The sequence below is a fragment of the Mucilaginibacter sp. SG564 genome, from assembly GCF_013149275.1.
GTDB lineage: Bacteria > Bacteroidota > Bacteroidia > Sphingobacteriales > Sphingobacteriaceae > Mucilaginibacter.
The window spans coordinates 57,472-83,288 of sequence record NZ_JABGNA010000010.1 but is presented as its reverse complement, the minus strand read 5'-3'; the positions used below and the strand labels follow the sequence as shown (position 1 = coordinate 83,288).

The 25,817-nt window shown below is 44.0% G+C and carries 26 protein-coding genes and 1 pseudogene; 9 read left to right on the top strand and 18 right to left on the bottom strand.

The genetic code is table 11. The annotated features are described in order from the left end of the window. Position 1: 1 nt before the first annotated feature. From FHW89_RS21950 to FHW89_RS21925, 6 genes are all read right to left on the bottom strand, one after another. Complete coding sequence (locus FHW89_RS21950) at positions 2-1,078, bottom strand: nitronate monooxygenase family protein (RefSeq protein WP_172337202.1); 1,077 nt, start codon at positions 1,076-1,078, stop codon at positions 2-4. Positions 1,079-1,090: 12 nt separating this feature from the next. Further along, positions 1,091-1,543, bottom strand: coding sequence for a nuclear transport factor 2 family protein (locus tag FHW89_RS21945; RefSeq protein ID WP_172337201.1), 453 nt, complete (start codon positions 1,541-1,543; stop codon positions 1,091-1,093). 1 nt (position 1,544) lies between these two features. Beyond that, positions 1,545-2,279, bottom strand: coding sequence for an SDR family NAD(P)-dependent oxidoreductase (locus FHW89_RS21940; RefSeq protein ID WP_172337200.1), 735 nt, complete (start codon positions 2,277-2,279; stop codon positions 1,545-1,547). A gap of 5 nt (positions 2,280-2,284) precedes the next feature. After that, positions 2,285-2,503, bottom strand: coding sequence for a 4-oxalocrotonate tautomerase family protein (locus tag FHW89_RS21935; RefSeq protein WP_172337199.1), 219 nt, complete (start codon positions 2,501-2,503; stop codon positions 2,285-2,287). Positions 2,504-2,514: 11 nt separating this feature from the next. Then, entirely contained in the window at positions 2,515-3,066 is a 552-nt protein-coding gene (locus tag FHW89_RS21930; RefSeq protein ID WP_172337198.1) for a YceI family protein, read from the bottom strand. 122 nt (positions 3,067-3,188) lie between these two features. After that, positions 3,189-3,761, bottom strand: coding sequence for a Crp/Fnr family transcriptional regulator (locus tag FHW89_RS21925; RefSeq protein ID WP_172337197.1), 573 nt, complete (start codon positions 3,759-3,761; stop codon positions 3,189-3,191). 394 nt (positions 3,762-4,155) lie between these two features. On the opposite strand from FHW89_RS21925, the gene FHW89_RS21920 reads away from it, so the two are divergent. From FHW89_RS21920 to FHW89_RS21910, 3 genes are all read left to right on the top strand, one after another. Next, positions 4,156-5,436: an epoxide hydrolase family protein gene (locus FHW89_RS21920; RefSeq protein ID WP_172337196.1), complete on the top strand. Its 1,281-nt coding sequence runs from the start codon at positions 4,156-4,158 to the stop codon at positions 5,434-5,436. Positions 5,437-5,588: 152 nt separating this feature from the next. Next, positions 5,589-6,647 (top strand): alpha/beta fold hydrolase, encoded by a 1,059-nt coding sequence (locus FHW89_RS21915; RefSeq protein ID WP_172337195.1) that lies wholly within the window; start codon positions 5,589-5,591, stop codon positions 6,645-6,647. Between the two features lie 142 nt (positions 6,648-6,789). Beyond that, positions 6,790-7,254 (top strand): organic hydroperoxide resistance protein, encoded by a 465-nt coding sequence (locus FHW89_RS21910; protein ID WP_172337194.1) that lies wholly within the window; start codon positions 6,790-6,792, stop codon positions 7,252-7,254. Positions 7,255-7,328: 74 nt separating this feature from the next. On the opposite strand, the gene FHW89_RS21905 is transcribed toward FHW89_RS21910, so the two are convergent. From FHW89_RS21905 to FHW89_RS21870, 8 genes are all read right to left on the bottom strand, one after another. Continuing rightward, complete coding sequence (locus tag FHW89_RS21905; protein WP_172337193.1) at positions 7,329-8,009, bottom strand: metal-dependent hydrolase; 681 nt, start codon at positions 8,007-8,009, stop codon at positions 7,329-7,331. Between the two features lie 29 nt (positions 8,010-8,038). Beyond that, positions 8,039-8,464 (bottom strand): hypothetical protein, encoded by a 426-nt coding sequence (locus FHW89_RS21900; RefSeq protein WP_172337192.1) that lies wholly within the window; start codon positions 8,462-8,464, stop codon positions 8,039-8,041. Between the two features lie 73 nt (positions 8,465-8,537). Next, positions 8,538-8,717, bottom strand: a complete 180-nt coding sequence (locus tag FHW89_RS21895; RefSeq protein WP_172337191.1) for a hypothetical protein — start codon at positions 8,715-8,717, stop codon at positions 8,538-8,540. Next, positions 8,714-9,523, bottom strand: a complete 810-nt coding sequence (locus tag FHW89_RS21890; RefSeq protein ID WP_172337190.1) for a thioredoxin family protein — start codon at positions 9,521-9,523, stop codon at positions 8,714-8,716. The genes FHW89_RS21895 and FHW89_RS21890 overlap by 4 nt, the downstream gene beginning before the upstream one ends. 135 nt (positions 9,524-9,658) lie before the next feature. Further along, the gene (locus tag FHW89_RS21885) at positions 9,659-10,420 is read right to left on the bottom strand and encodes a LytTR family DNA-binding domain-containing protein (RefSeq protein ID WP_172337189.1); all 762 of its coding nucleotides are present in this window, start codon (positions 10,418-10,420) and stop codon (positions 9,659-9,661) included. Further along, positions 10,401-11,423 carry a sensor histidine kinase gene (locus FHW89_RS21880; protein ID WP_172337188.1) on the bottom strand — a complete coding sequence of 341 codons (1,023 nt, stop codon included), beginning with the start codon at positions 11,421-11,423 and terminating at the stop codon, positions 10,401-10,403. The genes FHW89_RS21885 and FHW89_RS21880 overlap by 20 nt, the downstream gene beginning before the upstream one ends. Positions 11,424-11,620: 197 nt before the next feature. Then, complete coding sequence (locus tag FHW89_RS21875; RefSeq protein ID WP_172337187.1) at positions 11,621-12,523, bottom strand: hypothetical protein; 903 nt, start codon at positions 12,521-12,523, stop codon at positions 11,621-11,623. 25 nt (positions 12,524-12,548) lie between these two features. Continuing rightward, the gene (locus FHW89_RS21870) at positions 12,549-12,950 is read right to left on the bottom strand and encodes an OsmC family protein (RefSeq protein WP_172337186.1); all 402 of its coding nucleotides are present in this window, start codon (positions 12,948-12,950) and stop codon (positions 12,549-12,551) included. A 257-nt stretch (positions 12,951-13,207) separates the two neighbouring features. Between FHW89_RS21870 and FHW89_RS21865 the strand changes: the two genes are divergently transcribed. Beyond that, positions 13,208-13,693, top strand: a complete 486-nt coding sequence (locus tag FHW89_RS21865) for a hypothetical protein (protein WP_172337185.1) — start codon at positions 13,208-13,210, stop codon at positions 13,691-13,693. A 106-nt stretch (positions 13,694-13,799) separates the two neighbouring features. Here the strand turns inward: FHW89_RS21865 and FHW89_RS21860 are convergent, their stop codons facing one another. The 4 genes and pseudogenes from FHW89_RS21860 to FHW89_RS21845 all read right to left on the bottom strand — a co-directional run bounded on the left by FHW89_RS21860 (position 13,800) and on the right by FHW89_RS21845 (position 17,746). Continuing rightward, a complete protein-coding gene (locus tag FHW89_RS21860; RefSeq protein WP_172337184.1) occupies positions 13,800-14,750 on the bottom strand; it encodes an alpha/beta hydrolase in 951 nt (316 codons plus the stop codon). Between the two features lie 18 nt (positions 14,751-14,768). Further along, on the bottom strand, positions 14,769-15,581 hold the full coding sequence (locus tag FHW89_RS21855) for an alpha/beta hydrolase (protein WP_172337183.1): 813 nt from the start codon (positions 15,579-15,581) through the stop codon (positions 14,769-14,771). A gap of 97 nt (positions 15,582-15,678) precedes the next feature. Then, a pseudogene (locus FHW89_RS21850) lies at positions 15,679-16,349 on the bottom strand (SDR family oxidoreductase). A 152-nt stretch (positions 16,350-16,501) separates the two neighbouring features. Beyond that, a complete protein-coding gene (locus tag FHW89_RS21845) occupies positions 16,502-17,746 on the bottom strand; it encodes a Na+/H+ antiporter (RefSeq protein WP_172337182.1) in 1,245 nt (414 codons plus the stop codon). Positions 17,747-17,952: 206 nt separating this feature from the next. Between FHW89_RS21845 and FHW89_RS21840 the strand changes: the two genes are divergently transcribed. The 5 genes from FHW89_RS21840 (at position 17,953) to FHW89_RS21820 (ending at position 25,662) form a co-directional block, all read left to right on the top strand. Continuing rightward, a complete protein-coding gene (locus tag FHW89_RS21840) occupies positions 17,953-18,633 on the top strand; it encodes a response regulator transcription factor (RefSeq protein WP_172337181.1) in 681 nt (226 codons plus the stop codon). 6 nt (positions 18,634-18,639) lie between these two features. After that, positions 18,640-20,004: a HAMP domain-containing sensor histidine kinase gene (locus FHW89_RS21835; RefSeq protein WP_172337180.1), complete on the top strand. Its 1,365-nt coding sequence runs from the start codon at positions 18,640-18,642 to the stop codon at positions 20,002-20,004. A 68-nt stretch (positions 20,005-20,072) separates the two neighbouring features. Then, positions 20,073-21,350: a TolC family protein gene (locus FHW89_RS21830; protein WP_172337179.1), complete on the top strand. Its 1,278-nt coding sequence runs from the start codon at positions 20,073-20,075 to the stop codon at positions 21,348-21,350. A 22-nt stretch (positions 21,351-21,372) separates the two neighbouring features. After that, positions 21,373-22,476: an efflux RND transporter periplasmic adaptor subunit gene (locus tag FHW89_RS21825; RefSeq protein WP_172337178.1), complete on the top strand. Its 1,104-nt coding sequence runs from the start codon at positions 21,373-21,375 to the stop codon at positions 22,474-22,476. A 24-nt stretch (positions 22,477-22,500) separates the two neighbouring features. Further along, positions 22,501-25,662 carry an efflux RND transporter permease subunit gene (locus FHW89_RS21820; protein WP_172337177.1) on the top strand — a complete coding sequence of 1,054 codons (3,162 nt, stop codon included), beginning with the start codon at positions 22,501-22,503 and terminating at the stop codon, positions 25,660-25,662. Positions 25,663-25,817: the final 155 nt, after the last annotated feature.

The window sequence follows — 25,817 nt, the reverse complement described above, 5'->3', positions numbered from 1 at the left end:
TTTATGATGCCATGATCTTTGATGTTTCCTCGATTAAGGATTGCATCAAAACCGAGGCTTTGGTATGTTTAAGAATAGGTGCGATTTGTCCACCCCAGAACAATACCATATCCCATTTTTGTTGTTCAAGCGCCGATTTTCTTAATGACGATATGAAAGTGGTTTGCAGCGGAAAGGGCAGGAATTGTTTCTCCTGACCTACTAAATCTTTGGCCACCCTGCTGGTAACACCACGCCCCAGTCGCCCGGTGAAGGCGCGCGATAGTGTGGTATATTTTGCGGTATCAGAAAACAGCATTTGTCGATGGACAGGTAATGCGCCCGATTCATCACAAGCCAGGAACGCAGTACCGATCTGCGCGGCATCGGCACCCAAAGTGAGCGCTGCGGCCACACCACGACCGTTGGCGATACCGCCCGCGGCAATAATAGGTGTTTTTACTTTTTCCCTGATCAATTGGATTAATACAAAAGTTCCGGTAGTGGATTGCTCGGCAGAAGCCAAAAATGAAGGACGGTGACCGCCGGATTCGAAGCCTGAGGCGATGATCATATCCACACCTGCCGCGTCCAAAGCAATGGCTTCGTCAAGCGTGGTGGCTGCGCCCACTGTTTTAATACCCTGTTTACGGCATTGCTCCAATATATCTGCAGAGGGTATGCCAAACATAAAGCTGAATACTTTTGGACGGGTGCTCAGTATCACCTCAACCTGGTTTTCAAAGCGGGGTTTAAACACTGCCGGTTTTTCGGGCAATGCGATCCCGGCTTCGTCAAAATAGGGCTTGAATAAAGCTTTAGTCTGTTCAAAATTTTCGTCAGAAACCGTACCGTCTATCGCATCGGTATCAGAAACCCACAGGTTAATATTGTAGGGCTTGTTGGTGGCGGCTTTGAGCTGCTTATCTTTCTCATAGATCTCTTGCGGACTTAAAGTGTAAGCACCATAACCGCCTAAACCACCAGCATTGGATACAGTAGCTACCAATTCAACCGATGACAATCCGCCACCGAATGGACCCTGCATAATCGGGTAATCAATGCCTAATATTTCTGTTGCTTTTGTGTTATACCACATGGTTAAATAGTTTTATTCGTTTACGTCGCTGATCATTTTATTAACGATCAGCCATTTGCCATCTATCTGGTGAAATGACAGGAACTCGTGATAGTTGAATTCATACATTTTTACCTTTACCTCTGCAACGGCTATGGAATTTATTACCCTGATATCAACGATCTCGCCTTTAAATGGTTTACCGGAATCTTTGGGACTTTGGCGATGTGCCACACCATCTAAATATTGCTCTAAAATTTTGGCATATGGTTGACCTTTTACATCGCCAAACAATAATGTGCCACCATAGTAAATTTTGCTTAATGAATTAACATCCCCTTCGTATATTCCTTTGAAGTAGTGGTTTTCGAGCACCTCGGTAATGGCAGCTCTGCTTTGCTGATTGTTTTCCATTTTCTTTAATTTTTGTGCTTTAATGTTCTGCAAGGTACAGAACATTAAAGCGGTTAATAACAGGGTTTTCATATCAATTTAAATTATGCCCGGCAGCCATACCACCATCTACATTGATGATAGCGCCGGTAATAAATTTACTCTTGGCAACGGTATAAACCATCTCGGCAATGTCTTCCACTTCGCCTACACGGTTCAGCAGGTGTAAGCCAGCGCTTTGGTCGGCCTTGTCGCCATGCATTGGGGTGCGGATGGTACCGGGGGCGATGGTATTCACCCGGATGTTATCTTTACCAAACTCGCTGGCCAGCTGTATAGTAAGCGCTTGTATGGCGCCTTTTGATGCCATTTGCGCGGTAATAGGAACCCCGGTAAGCGAATGGTTAACCAATGGCGTACCAATGTTGATCACCACGCCATCATGTTGTTTTAACATCTGTGGTATAATTGCCTGTGTGGTGAAATAAGTGCCTTTAAGGTTGGTATTCAGGAATTTATCCAGGTAAGCTTCATCTACTTCCAGAAAAGGCCTGGTTTCAAATATGCCGGCATTGTTTACCAGCACATCTGCTGAACCGAATTTTTCGATGGCTTTGGCTACCAGTTGTTCGCCGGTTTGTTTGTGGCTTACATTGCCTGCTACCATGGCCAGGTTATCGCCTGCCCCCAGTTCGTTAAAAACCTGCTCCAGTTTATGAGCTGTGGTGGAATTGATAACTACATTATCGCCCTTTTCTAAAAAGTAACGGGCTATTTCTTTACCTATACCGGACGATGCACCGGTTACGATGACAGTTTGCTTTTTCATGGTCTTTATTTTTTATCGGCAGTGATGTCTTTTTCTCTTAGTACGGATACTTGTTCGCCGGCATAACCCCAGTCGTCCAGATCAACTTCCTGTATCACTACATGGGTTAAATGAGGATCTTTATTTAGGGTGCTGGTCAGCAGATCGGTTACACCTTTTATCAGGGTTTGTTTTTGTTCACGGGTGACTCCTTCACGGGTGATCTCGATTTTTACAAATGGCATGGCTGTGGTTTTTAGGCTAAGGCTGTTTCAGTAACAGCGTTAGCGGTGATGGTTACCTGAAGTTCAAATTCATTATAGATCAAAGTATCGCCCAGATCTTTGAAGAAATTACCTGAACGGAATTTCATGCCGTATTTGGTACGGTCGATCACGATCTTGCCAGATGCAGTAATTACATCATCAGCATGATCAATCTGCGCGTCAAACGCTACCGGATGAGTAAGGTCTTTGATGGTCAGGTCGCCATCAATATGATAAACGCCATTACCTTTAGGTGCAGATGAGGTGATCACGAACAATGCTTCGGGATATTGTTTGGAATTGAAGAAATCCTCAGAAGCCAGGTGACCGGCAAATTGCGCGTTTGTAGCGGGATCGGTTATATCCAGGATGTTGATCGATGTAGTATCGATAATAAAGCGGCCGCCTGAAAGCTGACCGTTGTTAAAAGTTAAGGAACCTTCTTTAACAGAGATAGTTCCGTTATGTGCGCCGGTTACTTTACGACCGATCCAATCGATGTTACTTTTAGCGCTTACGATTTTGAAATTTTGTGTTTCCATGTTTGTATGTCGTTAATGACAATACAAATGTGGGGAGGAATGAAGAGGAACTTACGTGACCTACATCACATTTAAAAAAGCAGGCAGATTACGTGATGTACATCACATTTTGGGGTGACTGATCAGGAATGATAAAGCCTGCTCAGCGTTTCCCGCGAAACGCCCAAATAGGCCGCAATCAGATGTTTGGGAACGATATTATACAGCGCAGGATACAGGGCCAACAATTCTTCATAGCGGTGTTTGGCATCATTGTTCATGAAGGATAAAAGCCTTTTTTGGGAAGCCACGTAACCCCTGTTGGTGCGCCAGCGAAAAAAATGTTCTACCTGGTGAATCTCGTTGCAGAGTTTTTCGCGGTCGTCATTTGACAGGCAAAGCACCTCAGCATCTGTAATGCAATCTAAATTGATGGTTGCTTTTGTCTGGCTATATAGGGCATTGTAATCCGATGCCCACCAGGTAGGCATGGCAAATTGCAGGATGAACATTTTCAGGTCATCATTGATATAGAATGATTTGAGGCAGCCATCCAGCACAAAATATTCATGATCTATCTTATCGCCTGCGGCAATAATAACCTGCCCCTTTTTGAAAGACCGCTGTTTGAAATGCGAAAAAAGATAATCGAACTGCTCATCTGTTAACGATATAGTTTTAGCGATATGCGCCTGGAGTATTTCTTTTGCTTGCATCAAATCAAAAATACTTAATGCATTTAATATTTTGCAGAGCTAAAGTGGATTAGGTATAAAGGGCTCGCAAAGCTATTTCGACGAACAAAAAGTGGGTTTACATGTAAACCCGCTTTTTAGTACTAAAATTGAATTAACTAATTGATTATTAATTTGTTAATTTAATGTAAGCCGTAAAAAGTGTAAACCATGTAAACCCACTTTTTGTAACGAATTGCTCCGGCTGTTTAAGAATTAGCTGTAAGATGTTACACTATTTTTTTAACTAATTCGGGTTTAAAAATGACCAGTTCGGGATGGGCTTTGTCTACTTGCCATATATAGTGATTGGGTTGGAGGTAGGGTAAGGATACTTTTGAGGACACAATAACAAAAACTCAAAAAAATTTAAATCATGAAAACGAATAAACACATCCTTATCAGTAAAGTTATCGCCGGTGCATTTGCTCTGTTTACAGCAACCATCAGCTTTGCTCAAACCAGCCCATCTGCCAACGCTCAGCAGTCTGATGCTATCCGTCCTTTCCATGCTCATATTTCAGATGAAGCAGTTGCCGATCTGCGTCAGCGTGTACAGGCAACCCGCTGGGCCGAAAAAGAAACCGTTACCGATCGCTCACAAGGCGCTCAACTGGACAAAATACAAGCCCTGGTAAAATATTGGGGAACCGGGTACGATTGGCGCAAAGCCGAAGACAAGCTGAATGCCCTGCCACAATTCATAACTAATATTGATGGTCTGGACATCCACTTTATTCACGTACGTTCTAAAAATCCAAACGCCTTGCCGGTAATCATCACCCACGGCTGGCCAGGTTCTGTTTTTGAATTGCTGAAAGTTGTTGGTCCGTTGACCGACCCTGAAGCTTACGGCGGTCGCAAAGAAGATTCATTCGATGTAATTATCCCTTCTATGCCTGGTTATGGTTTCTCTGGCAAACCTACCACTACCGGCTGGAACGCTGATCATATTGCCCGTGCCTGGGATGTATTGATGAAACGTTTAGGATATAAAAATTATGTATCGCAAGGCGGCGACTGGGGTTCGGTAGTTGCAGATAAAATGGCGGCTCAAAAACCGGTTGGCTTATTAGGTATCCACGTTAACATGCCTGCTACTGTACCTGCCGATGTAGCCAAATTACTGGCCAGTGGCAGTCCGGTACCAGCCAATCTTTCTGCTAAAGAGAAGGCTGCTTATCAATCATTGAATAATTTGTATACCAGGGGTGGTGGCTACGCAGCTATGATGGTTACCCGTCCGCAAACCATTGGCTACAGTTTGTCTGATTCGCCTGTGGGTTTGGCCTCATGGTTCTATGATAAATTTGCCGACTGGACTTATAGCGGTGGTGATCCTGAAAAATCATTAACCAAAGATGAAATGCTGGATGATATTTCCTTATACTGGTTAACCAACACCGCTACATCAGGAGCGCAATTATATTGGGAAAACAATGCCAATAACTTTAACGCGGTTAATATTTCGATCCCTGCCGCGATAACTGTTTTCCCTGGCGAGATATACCAGGCACCAAAAAGCTGGGCCGAAAAAAGCTATCACAAGTTGATCTATTTCCACGAGGTTAACAAAGGCGGTCACTTTGCTGCCTGGGAAGAACCACAACTTTTTGCAGAAGAGTTACGTGCAGCTTTCAAATCATTACGCAAATAACTGATCGAGTATATAATGTTACCGGCCGCAGGCCAAGGTATTAAAATTGACCTGCGGACTACCGGTAATTATTATCCGAACCACGCCATCAACAAATATTAAACATAACCAAACAGGCTGCAAATGCCATTAAATAAAAAGGAGAAATTAAGATGTCAAACGAAACACAATATGGCCGCCGCCGCTTTTTAAGTACCGCGGCAATCACTATCGCAGCTACTCAACTCGGCATATTTAGCCCGGCAAAAGCGCAACCCGAAAATACAAACTCAACAGGTAAAGCACCATTCAAACCCAGCGCTAATAAGGCATTTGATAACGTTAAACAAATTAAAGCCGGCGTACTGAATATGGGCTATGTGGAAGTTGGCCCTGCCAATGGCAAAGTGGTTGTTCTGCTGCATGGCTGGCCATATGATATCAATAGCTTTGTTGATGTGGCCCCTTTGCTGGTATCTGCAGGTTACCGGGTAATTATTCCGCATTTGCGTGGTCATGGTACTACCCGTTTCCTTTCAGACAGTACACCCAGAAACGGCCAGCAATCTGCTGTAGCTCTTGACATTATTGCATTGATAGACGCGCTTCAAATCAAAAAAGCCATATTCGCCGGTTACGATTGGGGGGGCCGTACAGCCTGTATCATAGCCGCCTTGTGGCCTGAACGTTGCGAAGCCCTGGTTTCGGTAAGTGGTTACCTGATGACCAACCTGGAAGCCAGTAAACACCCACTGCCTCCAAAAGCCGAGTTTAGCTGGTGGTATCAATATTACTTCTCGACAGAACGTGGTCGTGAGGGTTATGACAAATACCGTCGTGATTTCGCTAAACTGATCTGGGAAACCGCATCACCAAAATGGAACTTTGATGAAGCTACCTTAGACCGCAGCGCGGCTTCTTTTGAAAACCCGGACTATGTGAGCATCGTGATCCATAATTACCGCTGGAGACTGGGCCTGGCCGAGGGCGAAACTAAATATGATGACCTGGAGAAACAACTGGCAAAAAGCCCGGTTATCGCTGTACCAACCATCACCCTTGAAGGCGATGCCAATGGCGCGCCACATGCCGACCCTGCATCTTACCGTAATAAATTCTCCGGTAAATATGTACACCACACCATTACCGGTGGCATAGGGCATAACCTGCCACAGGAAGCCCCAAAGGCTTTTTTCGACGCGATCATCGAGGTTGATGGTTATACTAAATAAGCCATAAAATATTCAGGCTTCAAAATGTCTGATTCAGCGGGCCGGTTGTCCACTTGCTGTATTTACTGATAGGACAGCGCCCGGTATGAGGGTATATTTGAGCAACAAAACAATAACAAACAACAATTTAAAAAATAAAACAATGGAAACCAATAGAATAGATTCAATCAAAATCATCGAAGACATTACCGATAACAAAATCGAAAAAGTATTATACACTGCCAAAGTGCGTACCACAGGTGCCCGCGAAGGTTTTTCGCGCAGCAATGATGGTCGTTTAGATATCAGGCATGCTACTCCGGGTACATCAGCTCCGGGTACAAATCCAGAGCAATTATTCGCAGCCGGCTGGTCAGCATGTTTTGAAGGCGCTATGGGTATTGCAGCTGCCAAGATGAGGGTAACCCTTCCTGAAGAACTGGCAATCGATGCAGAAGTAGATCTGGGGATTACTTCAGGAGCCTACTTCTTACAAGCCCGTCTTAATGTAAGTTTGCCAGGTTTAGATCGTGAAGTAGCACAAGCTTTGATCGAAGCTGCTCACCAGACCTGTCCGTATTCAAAACTAACCAAAGGTAATATCAACGTGGTGATTAACCTGGTTTAATAACCCTTTCTACAATAGAAAGCCTGCCTGATTATTTCGGGCAGGCTTTTTTATGGGTAAACTTTGGGTCTGTTTTAGATATCAACAGTTTCACCTATGGCTGGCAGGAACAGCTCTATACCTGCGGCTTTGAATTGTTTAACCGCCCCGGCTTTATCAATCTTAATAAAGCCAAACGTATCATAATGAACGCCTAATACTTTATTGGTTTTAACAAACTGAGCAGCTTCAATGGCTTCTTCTATGCCCATGGTTAATGCATCGCCTATCGGGAAAACAGCAAAGTCGAGTTCGGCCCATTTAGGGATCAGCGTCATATCTAAAGTAAGACCGGTATCACCGCTGTAATAAAAATTACCTTCTTCGGTTTTGAAAACAAAGCCGCAAGCCACACCGGCATAAGTTCCATCGGGCAAACTGCTGGAGTGTTGAGCTATAACTGATTTGGCTGTACCAAAATCAAAAACAACCTTACCGCCCGGATTTAAGGGGTGCAGATTTTTTACACCCTGTTTGCCGAAATAGGAGTACAGCTCCCATATACCCACCACGGTGGCACCCGTACGATTGGCAATAGCCACTACATCCTGTATATGATCAAAGTGACCATGAGATACAAAAATGTAATCAGCCGGTATAGTATCAATATCGATGTCTTTGGCTAATTCATTTCCGGTTATAAATGGGTCAAATAAAATGTGTTTGCCACCTGCAAATACCGAGAAGCTGGAGTGGCCGTAATACGTAATTTTCATAGGGCTTTTTTTATGTAATATTAATTAATTTAAAGTAATGATCCTGGTGTCGACGGAGGTAAAAATCGGCTGTAATCATAAGTGATAAAAGCGCGTTTGATAGCTGTTTCGTCTATCTGAAACAAGCCTCGCATCATCTTTTGAACAAACAAAATGTTTTTTTGTGGAGATGAAGCTCCGGGTGTAAATGCTTTTTCGAAATTAGCAGGTAGGGGTACTTCAGGGATATTGTTTTTACTGGTATAAAAGTTTGAAGAGCTGAAATTAGGCGTGGCCTTAAGCATATCCGCATAACCTATATGAGGCGAATATAGGTGTAAGCCAGATCGTATGTTCGTGCTAAAAGTTACCGCTTCTTCTGTGCATTTTAGTTCCCGTGCAGAACCGTATTGTGTTTGGGCATAAGCACCCATCCCCAGGAACGATGCTATGGCTATTAAGAGTAGTTTTTTCATGGATAAGATATTTTACTGTACCGTTTATATGATAATACCAGCCCTCTTTGGAAAGGCTGGTATGGTTTATTTATCAATGCATCTGATCTTCGCTGGTAGGATTTTTGCCTTTAGGCTTCTTTCCGGTAACGCTAATCATGGCACAATCTTGCGGGTTATTTTCAAATGGCGCCCTCGTGAGCAACGACATAGAAAATAATGATATAATACCGACTAATAATCTGCTTTGTTTATACTTTCCGTTGCTGGTCATAATATATTAGTTTTAACGTTGCTATTGCTGTTTGGGTTGGCCCGGGTGGCAGACAAAACTTCGCCGGTAGTGCTGTTTTGTATAAAACCAACTACCTCCCAGTTTTGTGGGTTATAACCTTGTGGAACTTTAATATAGCTGGTGCCTTTAGTTTGATTTAAGTTAACGGTTTGCAATTCGCGAACTATCTGTGCGTGGGCTAAGGTGCGGCCGCTATTTTCGCCGGCTGCTACTTTACTGATGGCCGATTTTTGTACCAAAGCTATCAATAGCTGGTCTGTTGCCGAACCGCCGGTTACCTGGTAGTTAACAGCCAGCTTATCTTTATCCTGCTGAACCTGCAAGGTAACGCTTGCCGAAGCTGTGCCCGCCAAAGCGCCCGAAATAGCATCACGAAGAGTGGGTTCGTCAGATCCAATACATTCGGCCTGGCCATTGATCACAACTTGTGGAGTGTAAATTTGTGGATTGTTAAGCCATTGGCCGTAAGCCACCTGCCGTTTGGAAAATTCGGCCTTGCTGAACACATCCTTCCAGCCTAAACGGTTCCAGTAGTCAACGTGATAAGCCAGTACATAAACAGGTTTATCCTTTGATTCCTTTTGAATTTTGGCCAACAGATCATCCGCTGCCGGACAGCTGGAGCAGCCCTCGGATGTAAACAGTTCCAGCAAGGCAAATCCTTTTCCGATAGCCGGATGATTATCTTTTTTTGGAGAAGCCGTGGTTGGATCTATCAATGAGGTTGCTACCACTAAGGATGCTATCGCACCTGCGCAAAGAGCTAAGATTTTAAGAGTTTTCATATCTTCTGATTTTTTTAATTACTCAAAAGTATTCTCCTAACAGGTGCTTATTTAGTGCAAAAAGGCTCAGTTAGTCATAATCCCCAGCCGACCGGACATTTGTGAACGCCAAAATATTGGTGCTACCAGTGTTGATTACCTGTTCTCAAGCCAGTTTAAAAAAACAGGCGCTTTCTCTTTATTGATCAGCAATTTCTCGGGTGTAGGAATGGTAAGTTTTACAAATAGTTTGCGCATAAAATAATGCTCCACCTCTTTTATCGCGTTAAAATTTACGATATACTGCCTGTTTAGCCTGAAGAATTGTACGGGTGATAATAGGCTGATCACCTGATCGAGTGATTGGTTCAGGGAATACTCCTGCTGATCAAAACACATGATGGATGTAGCCTCGTTACGGATATAAAAGAAAGCGATGCTATCGGTTGATACCGTGGTGTATTTATTATGCTTAAATACCAGGAAACTCTTCTTACCGGCAGGCGGAGCAATTTGCGACAACAGGTTACCCAAATCGGGCATAATGCTTTGCTGGAAAAAATTCTTGAGCTCATCCACTTTTTTAAAAGCATCGGCTATGTCGGTTTTTGAAAATGGTTTCAATACATAGTCTACACTATTGGCCTTAAATGCCTCCAGCGAATACTCATCAAACGCGGTACAAAAAATAATGGGACTGGTAATTTTAACTGATTTGAAAATCTCAAAACACAAGCCGTCAGAAAGCTGAATGTCCATGAATATCAGGTCGGGCTGCTTGTTCTCGGTCAGATATTTTACCGAGCTTTCAATGCTTTGCAATTGTGCTATTACTTTTGCCTGCGGCCTAACTTCGGCTATCATGTTTTCGAGTGAACGGGCCGCTTTTAATTCGTCTTCAATGATGATAATGTTCATGTATTACCGGGAGTTTTATTTTGAATATTTTATTGTCATTAATGATTTCGATCTTTTTGTCAAGCAGGTGACTATAGCGCAGGCTGATGTTTTTTAGCCCCACACCTAATGATGATTCCTCATTTCTTTTCGGCTGCATCTGATTTTCCATCACCAGGCTATCGTTCTCCTCATAAAATTGGATATGCAGCGGGCGCTCTAACGATACAACGTTATGTTTAATACAATTTTCTATCAGTAGCTGTAAAGTAAATGGGGGGATAAGCGTACCTAAATATTTCTCGCTGATGGTATTGGTGAAAGTAAAGCCATCCTCAAACCGGGCCTTTAGTAAGAAATTATAAGCTTCAACTATTTCCAGTTCTTCTGATAGATGTATCAAATCCAGCTTACGGCTTTCCAGTGTAAAGCGATAAAAATTGGACAGTTTCAGAATAAAATCCACCGAATTTTTATCATTAGTTTCAACCATGGCCTTCAGGGTATTTAAGCTGTTGAACAGGAAATGAGGGTTGATTTGCTGTTTCAATAATTCATACTGCGCGCCCAAATTATCGGCCTTAGTACGTTCCAGTTCAATATTAACCTGTTGGTTGTTGTAGTTTTGATACATAAGATGGATGAACATGTAAAACACCAGGTTAATGAGTATACCCCTCACTTCAACCATCAGCATTACCGGCCCAAAATTAATGTGCGATAATATGAGTTGCTGTATGGAAGCCAAAGCCAGCATAACCCCAATACCAATCAGTAAACTACTCATGAGCCGGTAATAAGAAAAGCTTCTGTTTGAGCGATAGGTGGTGGGATTGCCGCGTAGTGTATAGATATTATAGTACCACACAAAAAGGGCAAATAAACCAGTAATAGCCGAGTTTACAGCAGCTTCTGCCGGGTTAAAATGGCGTTCGGCAATTTGCGGGACTGAGGATAATAAACCCAGAAAGATTGAACTGACCCATATGATCGCAGGAGATATTTTGAAGTTTGAATTTTTCATTTAAAATAAGTTCTTATACGGGGATGCAGATGGTCATAGCGCAAAGATAAGTTTAATTCTGACCGACTTGTTAACGAACACCATCCCTTCATTAACCCGCTTATATTACTAAGCTACAGCCCAAAGTGAATGCCGCTGATCTGTTTGTGGCTGAGTTAGACATTTTACATCTTCAACCGGACAATCATCACCGCGAATCAATAAGACAAACTTTTAAACGCACAAAGCTGATATGGGTCATTCGCTTCGCCCTTTATACAACTCAGCCAATTTTGTTTTGCTACTGTTTCTGAACAAGGGCCATAAGTAAAGATCCGGATCGTCCGGCCCTGGGATTCTTTTTGCAATATCTCCATTACGGTTTGTAAGATACTTCCTTCAAAAGGGGTATATAGGAAGAATACCGTACCTCGTGAATAATCTGCCAGCCGGGCATCTGTGTTGATGAATTCAACTTTGGATAAATTGAGCTGAGAGGCACAAGTATTCGCGTAATTACAATAAGCCGGTTCATATTCAACGCCTTTGGTTGGAGTTCCGCTGATGAGGTTTACCAGTATCGGCACCTGTCCCAGGCCCGATCCCAGATCGAAAAATACATCATCCCGTCTCAACACCGCCAATTCTGCTAACTCAAATATGATCCTGGTGGGTGTTTTTTGATAAAAAACCATTTCCGGCTTGCGCTCCATGGTTGCTTCGGGAATGACCTGGTCAGATAAGAGTCCGTTGATAAAATCATCCAGGCTGTCATAACCGATCTTATCCGGGTCATTAGCATAATCATATCCACAATATTGGCCTATCATTTCCTTGAAAGATGCGCCGTTGTAAACACCCGTTCTGATCTTTTCTCTGAGCCGAATAAACATGTCATTGTCTATTTTTTCCAGATCAAATTTTATCTTTTCTGCCCGTTGTTGTAGTATAATTAATTCTTCGTTTTGTTCAAGGTTTTGTAGCAGCCCTTCGATCCGGTCAATGATATGGAAATCAAGAAAGTCGATAGCATTTGCCCGATTAGTAAAATTAATTTCCTGGTAGATTGTTTCGTCTTCTTCTATCGCTTGTATATCGGTTTGTATTTCTGTTATAAACATAGTTAATCCCGTGTCCAATATGATGTTACCACCCAAAATTGATGGTTTTTTTCAGATCCGGGTGCAAACTTATAGCCACAGGGCAGGTCGCCGTCGCCAGTTCAAGGATCTTTTTTTCCTGATCGGTATACTCCATCGGGAATTTAAAATCAAGGATGATCTCTGCCACCCTGCGCGGGTTGGGCGCCATCACTTTAGAAACATCGCATTTGGTATTATCCATATTGATACCGTGCGAACGTGCCGCCAAAGCCATAACGGTTAAAATACATCCGGCTAATGATTCGGCAAGCAGGTCTGTTGGCGAAAAGCCTTCACCTTTGCCATGATTATCAGTTGGCGCATCGGTAATCAATTTAGAGCCCGATTGCAGATGGATTGCTTCAGTTTTTAAATCACCAATATACGTTGTTGAAATAGTTGCCATACGGTTAATAATTTATTATGAGTGAAGTTAGTGCTTTTTAAAATGCGATTTAAAAAGGTTTGATCAACTACCTAAAAACTGGTATAAATAATTCCAAAAATACTGGTATTTCTATTGAAGTGTTTATGAGATAGTTTTGTATAGTAATTAATGATGTGTAAGATATCCCTATAACCTCAACACATCTAAGGGAACTATGTAAAGTTTACCAGCATTTATCAAATAATCTATACAAGCATTAACCAAACCAATCCGTCATGAAAAATCTTATCGTTTTAATTTTGCTCTCCGTATTTACAGGGATATCTACAGTGAAAGCACAAAGTATTATCGACAAAGCAAATAACTTACTTAACAAGGCCGATAACGCGACAAATACCGCGGGCAGAGCCGGTGGCACCGGCGATAAAGTTTTAGGGTTCTTTAAAAAGAAAAAGAAAGTTGACGCAGCTGCACCCGCACCTGCTAATGCGCTTTCAGGATATAAAACTGTTATTACTATTAAAGGTATCACCATGGAAAACCTTAGAAAACTGAATACCAATGTAAAAGCCTGCGCCGGGGTTGATAGCACCAAAATGAAATTCAGCGGTACCGGTTCCATTATTTTAGTGGCTCATGCCAAAGGTAGTACAGAAGATCTGTTAACTGCCCTCGAGAAAACTTCCAAAACCATATTTACTGACAAGAATATAGAAGGTATGGAAGATGGGAAAATTGATATTGCCATCACTAAACCGTAAGCGATTGACCTTGCCGGGATGTAAATAATAGGGGTATTTTTATTTGTCGGTTTTTTAAAAAAAAGCTCTGCTTGTTGCAGAGCTTTTTGCTTTGATAACTTTTAGGTTACTGGTATATTCCTGTCTTTTTGAGCCAGGCTTTAAAGTATTTTGGCCATTCCTGCTCAGGAGAACCGGGGGCACCCATACCCCAGCCATGCCCACCGGTTGGGAAGACGTGTATTTCGGCAGGTATCTGATGATCTTGCAATGCCACGTACATTAAACGACTATTCTGCACATTGGAGATAGGATCATCCTCTGCCTGGGCCAGGAAGGTTGGTGGTGTTTTCTGGGTAACATGCAGTTGCACCGAGTAGCGTTTTTGAGCTTCTCTGTCGGGGTGTTTGCCTATAATCTCTTTTTCAGAATGGGTATGATCATATGGCGGCAACATGGTTATTACCGGGTAAAGCAGGGCGGCAAAGTCGGGACGGGCGGGTACAAGATCGGTTTTGTCAACAGGGGTATAGAATGGTTTATCAAACGTTGTTGCAGTCATCCCGGCAAGGTGGCCGCCTGCCGAAAAGCCCATGATGCCGATACGGTGTGCATCATATCCGTATTTTTTTGATAAACTCCTGATGATGCGCATGGCCCTTTGCCCGTCCTGAAAAGGCACATTGGCATTAGTCCAGCCTTCGCCGGGTAAACGGTAGATGAGCTCAAATGCGGTAATACCTTCAGACTGTAGCCAATTGGCAGCCGGGGCACTTTCTTGCCCCACTTCTATGTGCGCGTAACCACCACCGCTGATTACTAATATGGCTATGCCATTGGGATGATCAGGTCGATGAACAATTAACCTGGGTGCGGAAATATTGGTATAAGAACCTTTCGCGCTTACGTTTTCAGAACCTTGCGGACCCGGGCCATCCGGAGGCGTACCCCGCCAAAGCGGGATCTCTTCTGCTTGGGCAACACTTTGCGCAATGGCAATATTTTTGTTAAACAGCAATAATATTGCAGCAAAAGCACCTATAAAAAGAGATATTTTGGGTTTTATATGCTTATTCATTGTTAAAAAACGCGGTAATTATTTCTTTTTGGTCGATTGCGTAGCAGCCTCGATGATTAATTTGGCTACATCCTCGGGATGCGATTCAAATACGGAGTGACTGGCGCCTGCTATCTCCACCGTGTGGCTGTGCGCCCGTTTGGCATACATGCGTTCCAGGTCGGGATTGATGATCCTGTCAGATTTAGCTACCATATACCAGCTTGGTTTTACCTTCCAGGCGGGGTTTGCTATAATAGCATGAAACACAATGTCGGCTGTAGGCATCTGTGAGTTGGCCATAAACTCCGCTTGTTCTTTTGGAAGATCTGCCGAAAAATCAGCATAAAATTTAGCGGGATCGATATAGTCAAAACCATCCGAGCCTTTTTGAAGCGATTTATAGGCCGAAGGATAAAGCTTGCCATTACCCGCTTCGCTTTCTCCGCTATCGGGCGCATGAGCGGCAATGTATACAAATCCTGCAACCTTAGGATCAATGCCGGCGGTGGTAATAATGGCTCCGCCATAACTGTGGGCCACTAAAATACAAGGTCCGTTTTGTTGATCGATAATTCTTTTAACGGCAGCAACATCGCCCTCAAATGTGGTTAATGGCTGCTGCACAACGGTTACGTGATAGCCTTTTTTAACCAATATGTTATAAACCGGTTTCCACCCGGAGCCATCTACAAAAGCGCCATGTACAAGCACTATATTTTTGATGGTTAAGTTATTGCTAACGGATGGTGGTAAAATGGTTAACTTATTTATAGTACGGGCTCCTGCATTTGAACCTAAAAATATACCGAAAGTTAAGGCCGCTAAGCCGAGTTTAAGGGAGGTTTTCATAGGGGTGATTAAATATGTTATATAGGACAGACGGGTTGGTTAAGGAATTGTTATCTAATATAAGCTTTATGATGATAGGATGATAAAGCCGGTCTGTTTATATCTGTGCTAGCCCGCCATCAACCATAATCTCCCCGCCTGTCATATAAGACGAATCATCCGAAGCCAGGAATACTACCGCCTTGGCCACTTCCACGGCCTGGCCCCAGCGTTGCATGGGTACGGTAGCCTCTATGTATTCCGCGATAGCTTTTTCCATCTCAGGGGTATCCTGCTGAGTTAAGGGCGTTTGGATCGTGCCCGGACTTAAGGTATTTACCCGGATCTTTTTTGCCAGTACATCTTCGTCAAGTGCCAGCGTGAGGCCCAGGCTCCTGACAGCAGCCTTGGTCATGGAATATAGCGGATCGCCCGGTCGGCCCTTGCTATGCGCAACCGAACTGGTCAGTATCACCGAAGCATATTCGGCCAGTAAAGGAAAAGCTTTGGTAAACAGGAAGAAAACGCCTTTTACATTAATGTCGATGATCTCGTCAAAAAAATCTTCGTCGGTTTCCAGTATGGGAGGGCATTCAGACATCCCCGCGTTGGCAAACAGGATATCTATCCGGCCAAATGCCGCCTTTACTTGCTGTACAATCCTATCGATACCGGCAACGGAGGCCGCATCGGCACTAATGGTTAATACATTACCACCTAATGCCCTGAAGGCGGCTTCCAGCTTTTCGGCGCTGCGCCCAACGATAATCTGGCCCCTTCGGTTATCATGAGTTGAGCAGTAGCCAAACCTATGCCGCTGCTGCCGCCGGTTATGAGGGCTATTTTATTTTCTAACTTTTTCACTGGATTATGATCTACATACCGACCGTTCGGTATGTTTTTTGGATAAATGTTTTTATCGTTTGTTACAGCAATTTAATTTAATCGGTTTTTAACCGTTTTACGATCCAGGGCAGGGTAAGGTCCTGGCCAATAAGCGTGAACAGAACCACCACCACCGAAATAAAGATGATGGTATGGCGCTCCGGAAATGGGCGGCCATCGGCCAAAGTAACGGGCAAACCAATAGCTATGGCCAGCGATACAATGCCACGCATACCCGACCAGCTAATGATCAAGCTGTTCTTCATATCCAACAGGGCGTCCTCCGTTATTTTGCCTTTACCTTTTTGAAAGGCGCGCTGCAAATTTATCCGTTGTAAAAACACACGCGCCATGCGCAGCAGCAAAGCAATTACGGTGATGATAAAAGCATAGCCTATGTAAGGCAATACCTGGCTGCTTTTAATGCTTTTGATCACATAAGGGAACTGCAGACCTATCAAAATAAAGATCAGCCCGTTCAGTAAAAAAATGATAATATCCCAGATTGATTTGGATTGTTTTTTCAAGGTATCAGGGAATACTTTGCTGCTGAAACGCGCTATACTTAAACCCAGTATCACTACCGCTATAACGCCCGAAACGTGCAGATCTTCGGCAACCAGGTAGGTTACAAAGGGCATCAGCAGCATAAAACTGATGGTTACTAAGCTGTTGGTATGTACCCGTTTAATAATAAAGGCCAGGATTTTGCCCATCACCACACCTACAACAAACCCTCCTGCCATCAGCATAATAAACTGGAGCGAAGCTTTCCAGAATACAAAGGCGGTACCGGTTACCGCGGCAACGGCAAAACGATAGGCTACCAATGCCGAGGCATCATTCACCAGGCTTTCACCCTCTAGTATAGTATTGGTATTGTGTGTAAGTCCTAAACCTTTGGTGATGCTCATAGCGGCAACCGCATCTGTAGCCGAAAGCACGGCACCGAGTACAAACGAAAGCGGCCAGGTCATCCCAGGTATCATATAATGAGCAGTAACCGCGATACCGCAGGTGGTAATAAACACCAGCCCAATGGCTAAAGTACCTATGGTACTGCTGTTGGTTTTAAACGTTTGGAATGAGATATTGAATGCTGCGTCATACAGCAATGGCGGTAAAAATATCAGGAAAACAATCTCGGGGTTCAGTTCTATATCCGGTATCTGGGGAGTAAAGCCGACAGCGATACCAGCAACGATGAGCAATACGGGATAGGGCAGCTTGATCTTATCGGCAATGGCCGATAAGCCGATCATCACTGCCAGAATAAAAATAACAATAGTGTAGTTTTCCATAAAAGACTTTAATTCGTTAAGAGCGTTATATAAACCGCTCCAAAGGCTTTTTGTAAATGTAAATAATAAATTTATCAGCTTCCCAAAAGATAAAAACGCCCGGTCATCAGGTATGTAAACCAAAAAATCATGCAAACTTCATTTATAATATGATTCTTTGATTAAAAATTCTTATCCGGTAGTTCGTTAATATTGAGGTGTTTAAAATGGGAAATGTTTTTTTAGTGGAGGATGAAAGCAAGGTAGCCGCCTTTGTTTCAAAGGGGCTGGAAGAGAACGGATATCATGTCACTGTAGCGGGCGAAGGCGCATCGGCCAAAAAAATTATCGATACAGACGGTTTTGATATCATCATCCTGGATGTGATGCTGCCCGATATGAGCGGCATTGAACTGTGCCGCCAGTTCAGAAAAGCGGGTATCAATATTCCCATTTTGATTTTAACCGCGCTGGATAATGTAAACAACAAAGTAAAAGGTTTACAGGCCGGCGCGGATGATTACCTGGTAAAGCCCTTCCATTTTAGCGAGTTACTGGCCCGTATGGAGGCCCTGATGCGCCGGTTTAAACGGTCGCAAACCGATGAGCAGGTGATCTCCCTCGGCGACCTGAACCTGGATACCTGGAGCAAAACCGCGGAGCGTGCGGGGGTGCAGATCACTTTAACTGCCAAAGAATATACCCTGCTTGAACTGTTTATGCGCCATCCCAACAAAACACTTTCGCGGGAATATATTGCCGAAAAAGTGTGGAGCATTGAATTTGATACCGGCACCAATTTTATAGATGTGTATGTAAACTACCTGCGCAAAAAAATAGAAAAGGGCTTTAGCAGCAAACTAATTTATACCATTATTGGCATGGGCTATATCATGAAAGATGCTTAACCGCTTATGAAGATAAAAAACAGACTCGCGCTCCATTTTTCTTTAATTACCGCAGGGTTATTGCTGGTTATACTGGCAGTCATCTATTCTATATTTTACAACCTTTTTAAGAACGATTTTTACGGGCATTTAAAAGACAGGGCCAAAGTAGCTGCCCAGCTTTATTTTGAGGCTGATGAAATATCAACCGATTCATTAAACCATGTACGCGAACGCTATCTGGCCAAATTACCCGGTGAAATACTGGGCATGTACGATGAGCATGATAAATCTTTTATCGGCGGAGCGCATCAGTATTGGTCGGCCGGGGTTATTGATAATATCCGTAAAAAGAAGTTTGTGCAGTTTACGGAAGGCAAGTGGCAAACGGTTGGTATTTATTATAATGACAACCAGGGCAATTTTGTTATCCTGGTTTCGGCTTTTGACGAGCTGAATTATAACCGTCTGATCAAAATGGCGCAGATCATGCTGGTTTCTTTTTTAGTTATCAATGGCTTATTGTTCTTCCTGGGCCGGTGGTTTGCGCAGCGCTCGTTGGCTCCAATTGATGGTTTGATCGCACAGATGAACCGTATCACGGTTAATAATTTGCATTTAAGGGTTGAAGAGGGTAAAGGGAAAGACGAGATAACGGCATTGGCACGCTATTTTAACCGTTTGCTGGAGCATTTGCAAAACGCCTTTGAATTGCAGCAAGCTTTTGTAACCAACGCCTCACATGAATTAAGAACACCTGTTACCAGCACCGTTGGCGAAATAGAGGTTGCCTTAACCCGACCACGAACACCCGAAGAATATCAAAAAACACTGCGCTCTGTTTTAACCGATTCTGAAAGGCTCAATGAAACCATAACCAGCCTGGTGGAGCTGGCCCAAACCGATATGCAGTACACCCAGGCCAAACGCGAGCCGGTCATGATAGATGAGTTGATATGGGATCTGCACGATTACTGGAAAAAGCAAAAAGATGCCGGGAAACTGATCCTCGAAATAGCCAAACTCCCCGAAGAAGCCGAGCGCCTGCGGGTTTATGCCAACAAGGCCCTGCTTACCATCGCTTTTAATAATTTAATTGGTAACGCTTTTAAATTCTCCAACAATCAGCCGGTGGTATGTAACCTGTATGCCGACCAGGAGATGATCAGTATCAAAATTCGGGACTCAGGCATAGGTATCCCCGCTGGAGATCTGCAGGAAATATTCACTTCGTTTTACCGCAGCCCTAATGGCCGCTCGTTCCAAGGCAGTGGTATAGGTTTGTACGTTACCCAAAAGATAATTCACTTATTTAATGGGATCATATTGGTAGAATCTGAGAAAGATAAGGGCGCCACTTTTACCATTAAATTCCGGCCATCGGCAATCTAATGCCATTCTAATGTTGCTTTAATGTGGCTCTAATTTAGGGGGGATAGCTTTGTGCAAACAAATATACTATGCACCCCAAATTTGTTATCGTTCTTTTCTATTCAATTCAACTATGGTGTATGGCTACCGGGACCCGCGCTTATGCGCAGGGCCCCGGTAACGATACATTACGAATGAATGTAAAAGATGCCGAAAAAGAATTTTTAAACAAAAACCTCACCTTATTAGCCGGGCGCTATAATATCGACATAGCTAGCGCGCAGGTAATTACAGCAAGGCTGTTCCCCAACCCCGATTTTAACTTCGCCAATGGTATCCATAACGATACTCATGATGCCTACCGGAATCAGTCATTAGGTCTTTCTCAGTTATTTATTACCGCGGGCAAGCGCAATAAAAATATACAACTGGCCAAAATCAGCGTCGACCAGGCCCGGTACCAGTTTTTTGACCTGATCAGAACCCTGAGATTCACCCTCCGGAGCGATTTTTATACCATATATTATCAACAGCAATCTGCCCAGGTTTATAACGAGGAGATCAGCTCACTGGCCCGTATACTGGTGGTATTTAAGGAGCAATACGCTAAAGGCAACATTGCCCAGAAAGAGGTACTGCGCATACAATCACAGCTATACGCGCTGCAAACAGAATACAATAACCTCATTGTGGGTATCGATACTACCGAAAACGAACTAAAGATGCTCATCAAAGCATCACCCAGCACCTATATTATGCCCCTGGCCGATCAGGAGGATGCTCAAGAATCCGTTACCACAAAGCCCTACAAGCAGCTGCTTGATTCGGCTTACGCTAACCGTTACGACTTAAAAAACGCAAAATCCATTGTTGATTATAATACTGTTAATCTGGCGCTTCAAAAAGCCAGTGCCATCCCCGACGTATCCTTTTCGGTAAGTTATGACAAATTCGGGGCTTTCAATAATAATTATATAGCTGGCGGTGTCGAATTTAATCTGCCATTTTTTAACCGTAACCAGGGTGGTATAAAACAGGCCCGTATAGCTATAGATCAAAGCAAGGTGCAATTGCAAAGTCAGCAGGATCAGCTCGAAATGGATCTGGCAACAACCTATAAAGGGGCTTTGCGATTGGAGAATCTTTACAACGGTTTTGACCCGCAGTTTAAGCACGATTTTACGCACTTGATACAGGAGGTGTTTAAAAACTACCAGAAAAGAAATATCGGTTTACTGGAGTTTCTTGATTTTTATGACTCCTACAAAAACAACCTGCTGCAGCTTAATGCCCTGCAGCTCAATAAAGTCACCTCGCTCGAACAGTTGAATTTTATTACCGGCACCCCCTTTTTTAATCAACAATAAAATACCCTTAACAGGATAATTCATGAAAAGATCAACCCCTATTAATCCATTGATTTTTGCGGCAGCAGTAATGTTGCTGCTTAATCTTTTTGCTTGTAACCCCAATGAAAATAAAGAGCAAGTAAGGGTGCCCTATACTGTTCCGGATTCCTTAATGAAAACGCTGGTTATTGATACCGTGAAAATAACCAATATTACGTACGCCATTAAGTTTAATGGCGCGGTTGATTTCAACACTGATAAGGTTGTTAACCTGTTCCCCCTCATCAGCGGGACCTTACAGGATATCAATGTGATGCAGGGCGACCAGGTAAAAGCCGGGCAGGTTTTGGGCGTTATTAAAAGTGCCGAGGTTGCTAACTATAACGCGGCCCTTATCAATGCCGAAACCAATGTGCGTTTAACCGCCAAACAGCTCGATCAGCAAAGGGATCTGTTTAAAAGCGGACTGGCATCAAAGGTGGATATTACCAGTGCCGAGGTTAATTATGAACAGGCCATCGCGGCCCGTACGGCGGCGCAACGTATCCTGCGTATCAATGGCAATAATCCAAATGGCGAGTATGTGATCAAATCGCCTATTGATGGTTTTATCGTGCAGAAAAATGTAACCAACAGCATATCCATCCGCACAGATAACAGCGCGCCGATGTTCACCATATCCAACCTGAAAAAAATATGGGTGGAGGCTAATGTGTATGAAGAAAATATAGGCAAGGTGCACGAGGGCGACGAGGCCGAGGTAAGTACCATATCATACCCTGATAAGGTTTTCAAAGGCAAGGTAGATAAGCTGATGAATGTGCTCGATCCCAATAGCAAAGTAATGAAGATGAAGGTGGTGTTGGACAATCCCAATTTTATGCTTAAACCGCAGATGTTTGCCACCGTAACGGTAAATAATACCGAGAATGAGCAGGCAATAGCCGTATCAAGCAGCGACCTTATTTTTGACCACAGCCAATACTATGTGATCATTCTGAAAGGCCCTAAAGATGTACAGATAAGACCGGTAGAAGTATCCAGCATCAACGGAAAGCTGGCGTATATCAAAAGCGGGGTATCCAAAGGCGACAGGCTGATAGGTTCGCAGGCGGTCTTGATCTATGGGTCGTTAAACAACTAATTATTTATCCTTAATTAAAAGCAGATGACTAAACTACTTAAGGGAATAATTGGATTCTCGTTAAAAAATAAGTACCTGGTACTTTCGCTTGCCGGTTTGCTGATTGTTAGCGGGATAATCACCTTTATCCAGATGCCTATTGAAGCGTTTCCGGATGTAACCAATACCGAAATAGATATCATTACCCAGTGGCCTGGCCGCAGCGCCGAGGAGGTGGAAAAACTGGTAACCATCCCTATTGAAATAGCTTTGAACCCGGTGCAGAAAAAAGTAAGTCTGCGCTCCAGCACCATATTTGGGCTGAGCTATGTGAAAGTGATATTTGACGATAATGTTAAAGACGCCGATGCGCGGCAGCAGGTAATGAACCTGTTAAATAATGCCGCTTTGCCTAATGGCATTACGCCATCCGTACAGCCGCCTGTTGCGCCTACCGGCGAAATTTTCAGGTATACGCTTAAAAGCTCGGTGCGGGATGTAAGGGAGCTCAAAACTATACAGGATTGGGTGATAGACCGGCGTTTGCGGGCCATCCCCGGCATTGGCGACATTAACAGTTTTGGCGGTAAAACCAAAACTTACGAGATAACGGTTAATCCCGAAAAGCTGGCAACCCTGAATATTACCCCCCTGGATGTATTTACGGCTGTGCAGAAAACCAATATCAACGTGGGTGGTGATATGATCATCCAAAACAACCAGGCGTTTGCCGTGCGGGGTATAGGTTTGCTGAATGATATCCACGAGATCAGGAACATTGTTATCAGTAATAATAACGGCGTGCCCGTACTGGTAAAAGATGTAGCCAATGTAGAGATCTCCAACCTGCCCCGCCTGGGTTGGGTAGGCCGCAGCGATGCGATCATAGACAAAGAGGGCAGAAGAACTGTTGTGGACGATGCCGACGCCGTAGAGGCCATTATTGTAATGCGGAAAGGCGAAAACCCTACCGAGGTAGTAACCGCCTTAAAAAAAGAGGTAGATAAGCTGAACAATGATGTGCTGCCCGCTGATACCAAAATTATCCCGTATTACGATCGCACCAACCTCATTGATTATGCCACGCATACCGTATTGCATAACCTGATTGAGGGTATTGTTTTGGTAACATTGCTGGTATCGCTGTTCATGTTTAACTGGCGCACTACGCTTATTGTGTCTATCATTATTCCGCTGGCTTTATTGTTTGCTTTTATTTGTTTGCATCTCATGGGCATGTCGGCCAACTTGCTTTCGTTAGGGGCGGTGGACTTTGGGATTATTATAGATGGCGCGGTGGTGATGGTGGAGGGGATGTTTGTATTCCTGGATCACAAGGCGGTAATGCTGGGCATGGACCGGTTTAACAAGATCGCCAAAATGGGGATGATCAAGAATAATGGCGCCGTGTTGGGTAAGGCTATTTTCTTTGCCAAGCTCATTATCATCACTGGCCTGCTACCCATTTTTGCCTTTCAGAAGGTAGAGGGGAAACTGTTTTCGCCATTGGCCTATACGCTGGGTTTTGCGCTTATCGGCGCTTTGATCACCACGCTGACATTAGTGCCTGTGCTGATCAAATTACTGCTCAATAAAAACGTTCACGAAAAGCATAATCCATTTGTACATCATCTTACCGCCTTTATGCTGAATGGCTTTGTACGATCATTTAAACGGAAAGAAGTGGTGGTGACAGTATCGCTGATTGCGATGGCTATCGGGCTGTTCTCCTTTAAGTTTTTAGGGAGCGAGTTTTTGCCGGAGCTGGATGAAGGGGCTATATGGCTCAGGGTGCAGTTGCCCTATAGCGTATCGCTCGATCAATCTGTAGAAACATCTAAACAGGTACGTAAAATACTGATGACCTTTCCGCAGGTTAAATATGCCGTATCGCAAACCGGCAGGCCGGATAACGGTACCGATGTAGCCGGTTTTTATAATAATGAGTTCGACGTGCTGATGTACCCTGAGGAGGATTGGAAACCGAAACTCACCAAAGAGGAACTCATTAACCAGATGAACGTGAAACTGGCCAAACTGCCCGGTGTCGACCTGAACTTTTCGCAGCCTATCAGTGATAACGTGGAAGAGGCCGTGTCAGGCGTAAAAGGCTCCATAGTAGTAAAAGTTTATGGTGACTCGCTGAACTATATGGAATCAAAAGTAAACGACGTATACCGCATATTGAAAGACGTAAGAGGTATCGAGGACCTGGGTGTACTGAAAAGCATTGGTTTGCCCGAGCTCGATATCCAGTTGGATCAGCAAAAAATGGCCCAGTACGGCGTAGCCACTGCCGATGCCAATTCCGTAATTTCCATGGCCATTGGCGGGCAGGCGGCGTCAACCTTGTATGAAGGCGTGCGCACCTTTGATATCCGCATCCGTTTTCCGGAAGCTTTCAGACGAACCCCCGCCGATATCGGGAACCTGTTGGTACCCACCCAAAGCGGGGCCAAGGTGGCTATTAAACAAATTGCCGATATCTCGCAAAAAACAGGTCCGTGTTTAATTTTCAGGGATGAGAATGAGCGCTATGCCACATTGAAATTTTCGGTACGCGGCCGGGATATGGGCAGCACCATTGCCGAGGCGCAACAAAAGGTTAATGCCAAAGTGAAACTGAAACGGGGCTACCACATGGCCTGGCAGGGCGATTTTGAAAACCAGCAACGCGCTCAGAAACGTTTGGCTGAAGTAGTGCCCATTAGTTTAGCGCTCATCTTTTTACTGCTCTTTATTATGTTTGGTAATGTAAAAGATGCCGCCCTGGTATTTTTAAATGTGCCCTTTGCTATTGTGGGGGGCATACTGGCGCTGCATATTACCGGCACCAACTTTAGCATATCGGCAGGTATAGGTTTTATCGCGCTGTTTGGGATTTGTATACAGGATGGGGTGTTGCTCATCACTATATTTAAACATAACCTGGAGGAGCTGAAAGGCGACAGTGTTACGCTATATACCGCCATCAAGCTGGGCGTAAACTCCCGCATCCGGCCAGTAATGATGACCGCGCTGATGGCAGCTATAGGTTTATTCCCTGCAGCTATTTCGCATGGCATCGGGTCCGAAAGTTCCAGACCATTGGCCCGTGTGGTTATCGGAGGGATACTATGCGCCATGATGTTTAGCCTTTGGGTTTTCCCGCTCATTTTTGGCTGGGCATACCGCAAAGTTGATGCGTCTACCAAGAATGTGAGATAGGAAACGGAATGGATTAAATTCGATTAATGTAAACGCATTACATAATAATCATCTATAGAGCTTCTGAAAAGGCAGGGCTGTCACTCTGAGCATCGTCGCAGAGTCGAGCGCAGAGGCCTGCCCACCATGCTTCGACGGAGCTCAGCATGACAGCC

Bases quoted from the DNA above. Each gene is read 5' to 3' on its own strand.
- FHW89_RS21930 (WP_172337198.1), bottom strand. From the start codon at position 3,066: ATGGAAACACAAAATTTCAAAATCGTAAGCGCTAAAAGTAACATCGAT.
- FHW89_RS21935 (WP_172337199.1), bottom strand. From the start codon at position 2,503: ATGCCATTTGTAAAAATCGAGATCACCCGTGAAGGAGTCACCCGTGAA.
- FHW89_RS21820 (WP_172337177.1), top strand. From the start codon at position 22,501: ATGACTAAACTACTTAAGGGAATAATTGGATTCTCGTTAAAAAATAAG.
- FHW89_RS21830 (WP_172337179.1), top strand. From the start codon at position 20,073: ATGCACCCCAAATTTGTTATCGTTCTTTTCTATTCAATTCAACTATGG.
- FHW89_RS21940 (WP_172337200.1), bottom strand. From the start codon at position 2,279: ATGAAAAAGCAAACTGTCATCGTAACCGGTGCATCGTCCGGTATAGGT.
- FHW89_RS21855 (WP_172337183.1), bottom strand. From the start codon at position 15,581: ATGAAAACCTCCCTTAAACTCGGCTTAGCGGCCTTAACTTTCGGTATA.
- FHW89_RS21945 (WP_172337201.1), bottom strand. From the start codon at position 1,543: ATGAAAACCCTGTTATTAACCGCTTTAATGTTCTGTACCTTGCAGAAC.
- FHW89_RS21900 (WP_172337192.1), bottom strand. From the start codon at position 8,464: ATGAAAAAACTACTCTTAATAGCCATAGCATCGTTCCTGGGGATGGGT.
- FHW89_RS21885 (WP_172337189.1), bottom strand. From the start codon at position 10,420: ATGAACATTATCATCATTGAAGACGAATTAAAAGCGGCCCGTTCACTC.
- FHW89_RS21890 (WP_172337190.1), bottom strand. From the start codon at position 9,523: ATGAAAACTCTTAAAATCTTAGCTCTTTGCGCAGGTGCGATAGCATCC.
- FHW89_RS21845 (WP_172337182.1), bottom strand. From the start codon at position 17,746: ATGGAAAACTACACTATTGTTATTTTTATTCTGGCAGTGATGATCGGC.
- FHW89_RS21920 (WP_172337196.1), top strand. From the start codon at position 4,156: ATGAAAACGAATAAACACATCCTTATCAGTAAAGTTATCGCCGGTGCA.
- FHW89_RS21860 (WP_172337184.1), bottom strand. From the start codon at position 14,750: ATGAATAAGCATATAAAACCCAAAATATCTCTTTTTATAGGTGCTTTT.
- FHW89_RS21905 (WP_172337193.1), bottom strand. From the start codon at position 8,009: ATGAAAATTACGTATTACGGCCACTCCAGCTTCTCGGTATTTGCAGGT.
- FHW89_RS21915 (WP_172337195.1), top strand. From the start codon at position 5,589: ATGTCAAACGAAACACAATATGGCCGCCGCCGCTTTTTAAGTACCGCG.
- FHW89_RS21880 (WP_172337188.1), bottom strand. From the start codon at position 11,423: ATGAAAAATTCAAACTTCAAAATATCTCCTGCGATCATATGGGTCAGT.
- FHW89_RS21925 (WP_172337197.1), bottom strand. From the start codon at position 3,761: ATGCAAGCAAAAGAAATACTCCAGGCGCATATCGCTAAAACTATATCG.
- FHW89_RS21840 (WP_172337181.1), top strand. From the start codon at position 17,953: ATGGGAAATGTTTTTTTAGTGGAGGATGAAAGCAAGGTAGCCGCCTTT.
- FHW89_RS21865 (WP_172337185.1), top strand. From the start codon at position 13,208: ATGAAAAATCTTATCGTTTTAATTTTGCTCTCCGTATTTACAGGGATA.
- FHW89_RS21870 (WP_172337186.1), bottom strand. From the start codon at position 12,950: ATGGCAACTATTTCAACAACGTATATTGGTGATTTAAAAACTGAAGCA.
- FHW89_RS21950 (WP_172337202.1), bottom strand. From the start codon at position 1,078: ATGTGGTATAACACAAAAGCAACAGAAATATTAGGCATTGATTACCCG.
- FHW89_RS21825 (WP_172337178.1), top strand. From the start codon at position 21,373: ATGAAAAGATCAACCCCTATTAATCCATTGATTTTTGCGGCAGCAGTA.
- FHW89_RS21835 (WP_172337180.1), top strand. From the start codon at position 18,640: ATGAAGATAAAAAACAGACTCGCGCTCCATTTTTCTTTAATTACCGCA.
- FHW89_RS21875 (WP_172337187.1), bottom strand. From the start codon at position 12,523: ATGTTTATAACAGAAATACAAACCGATATACAAGCGATAGAAGAAGAC.
- FHW89_RS21895 (WP_172337191.1), bottom strand. From the start codon at position 8,717: ATGACCAGCAACGGAAAGTATAAACAAAGCAGATTATTAGTCGGTATT.
- FHW89_RS21910 (WP_172337194.1), top strand. From the start codon at position 6,790: ATGGAAACCAATAGAATAGATTCAATCAAAATCATCGAAGACATTACC.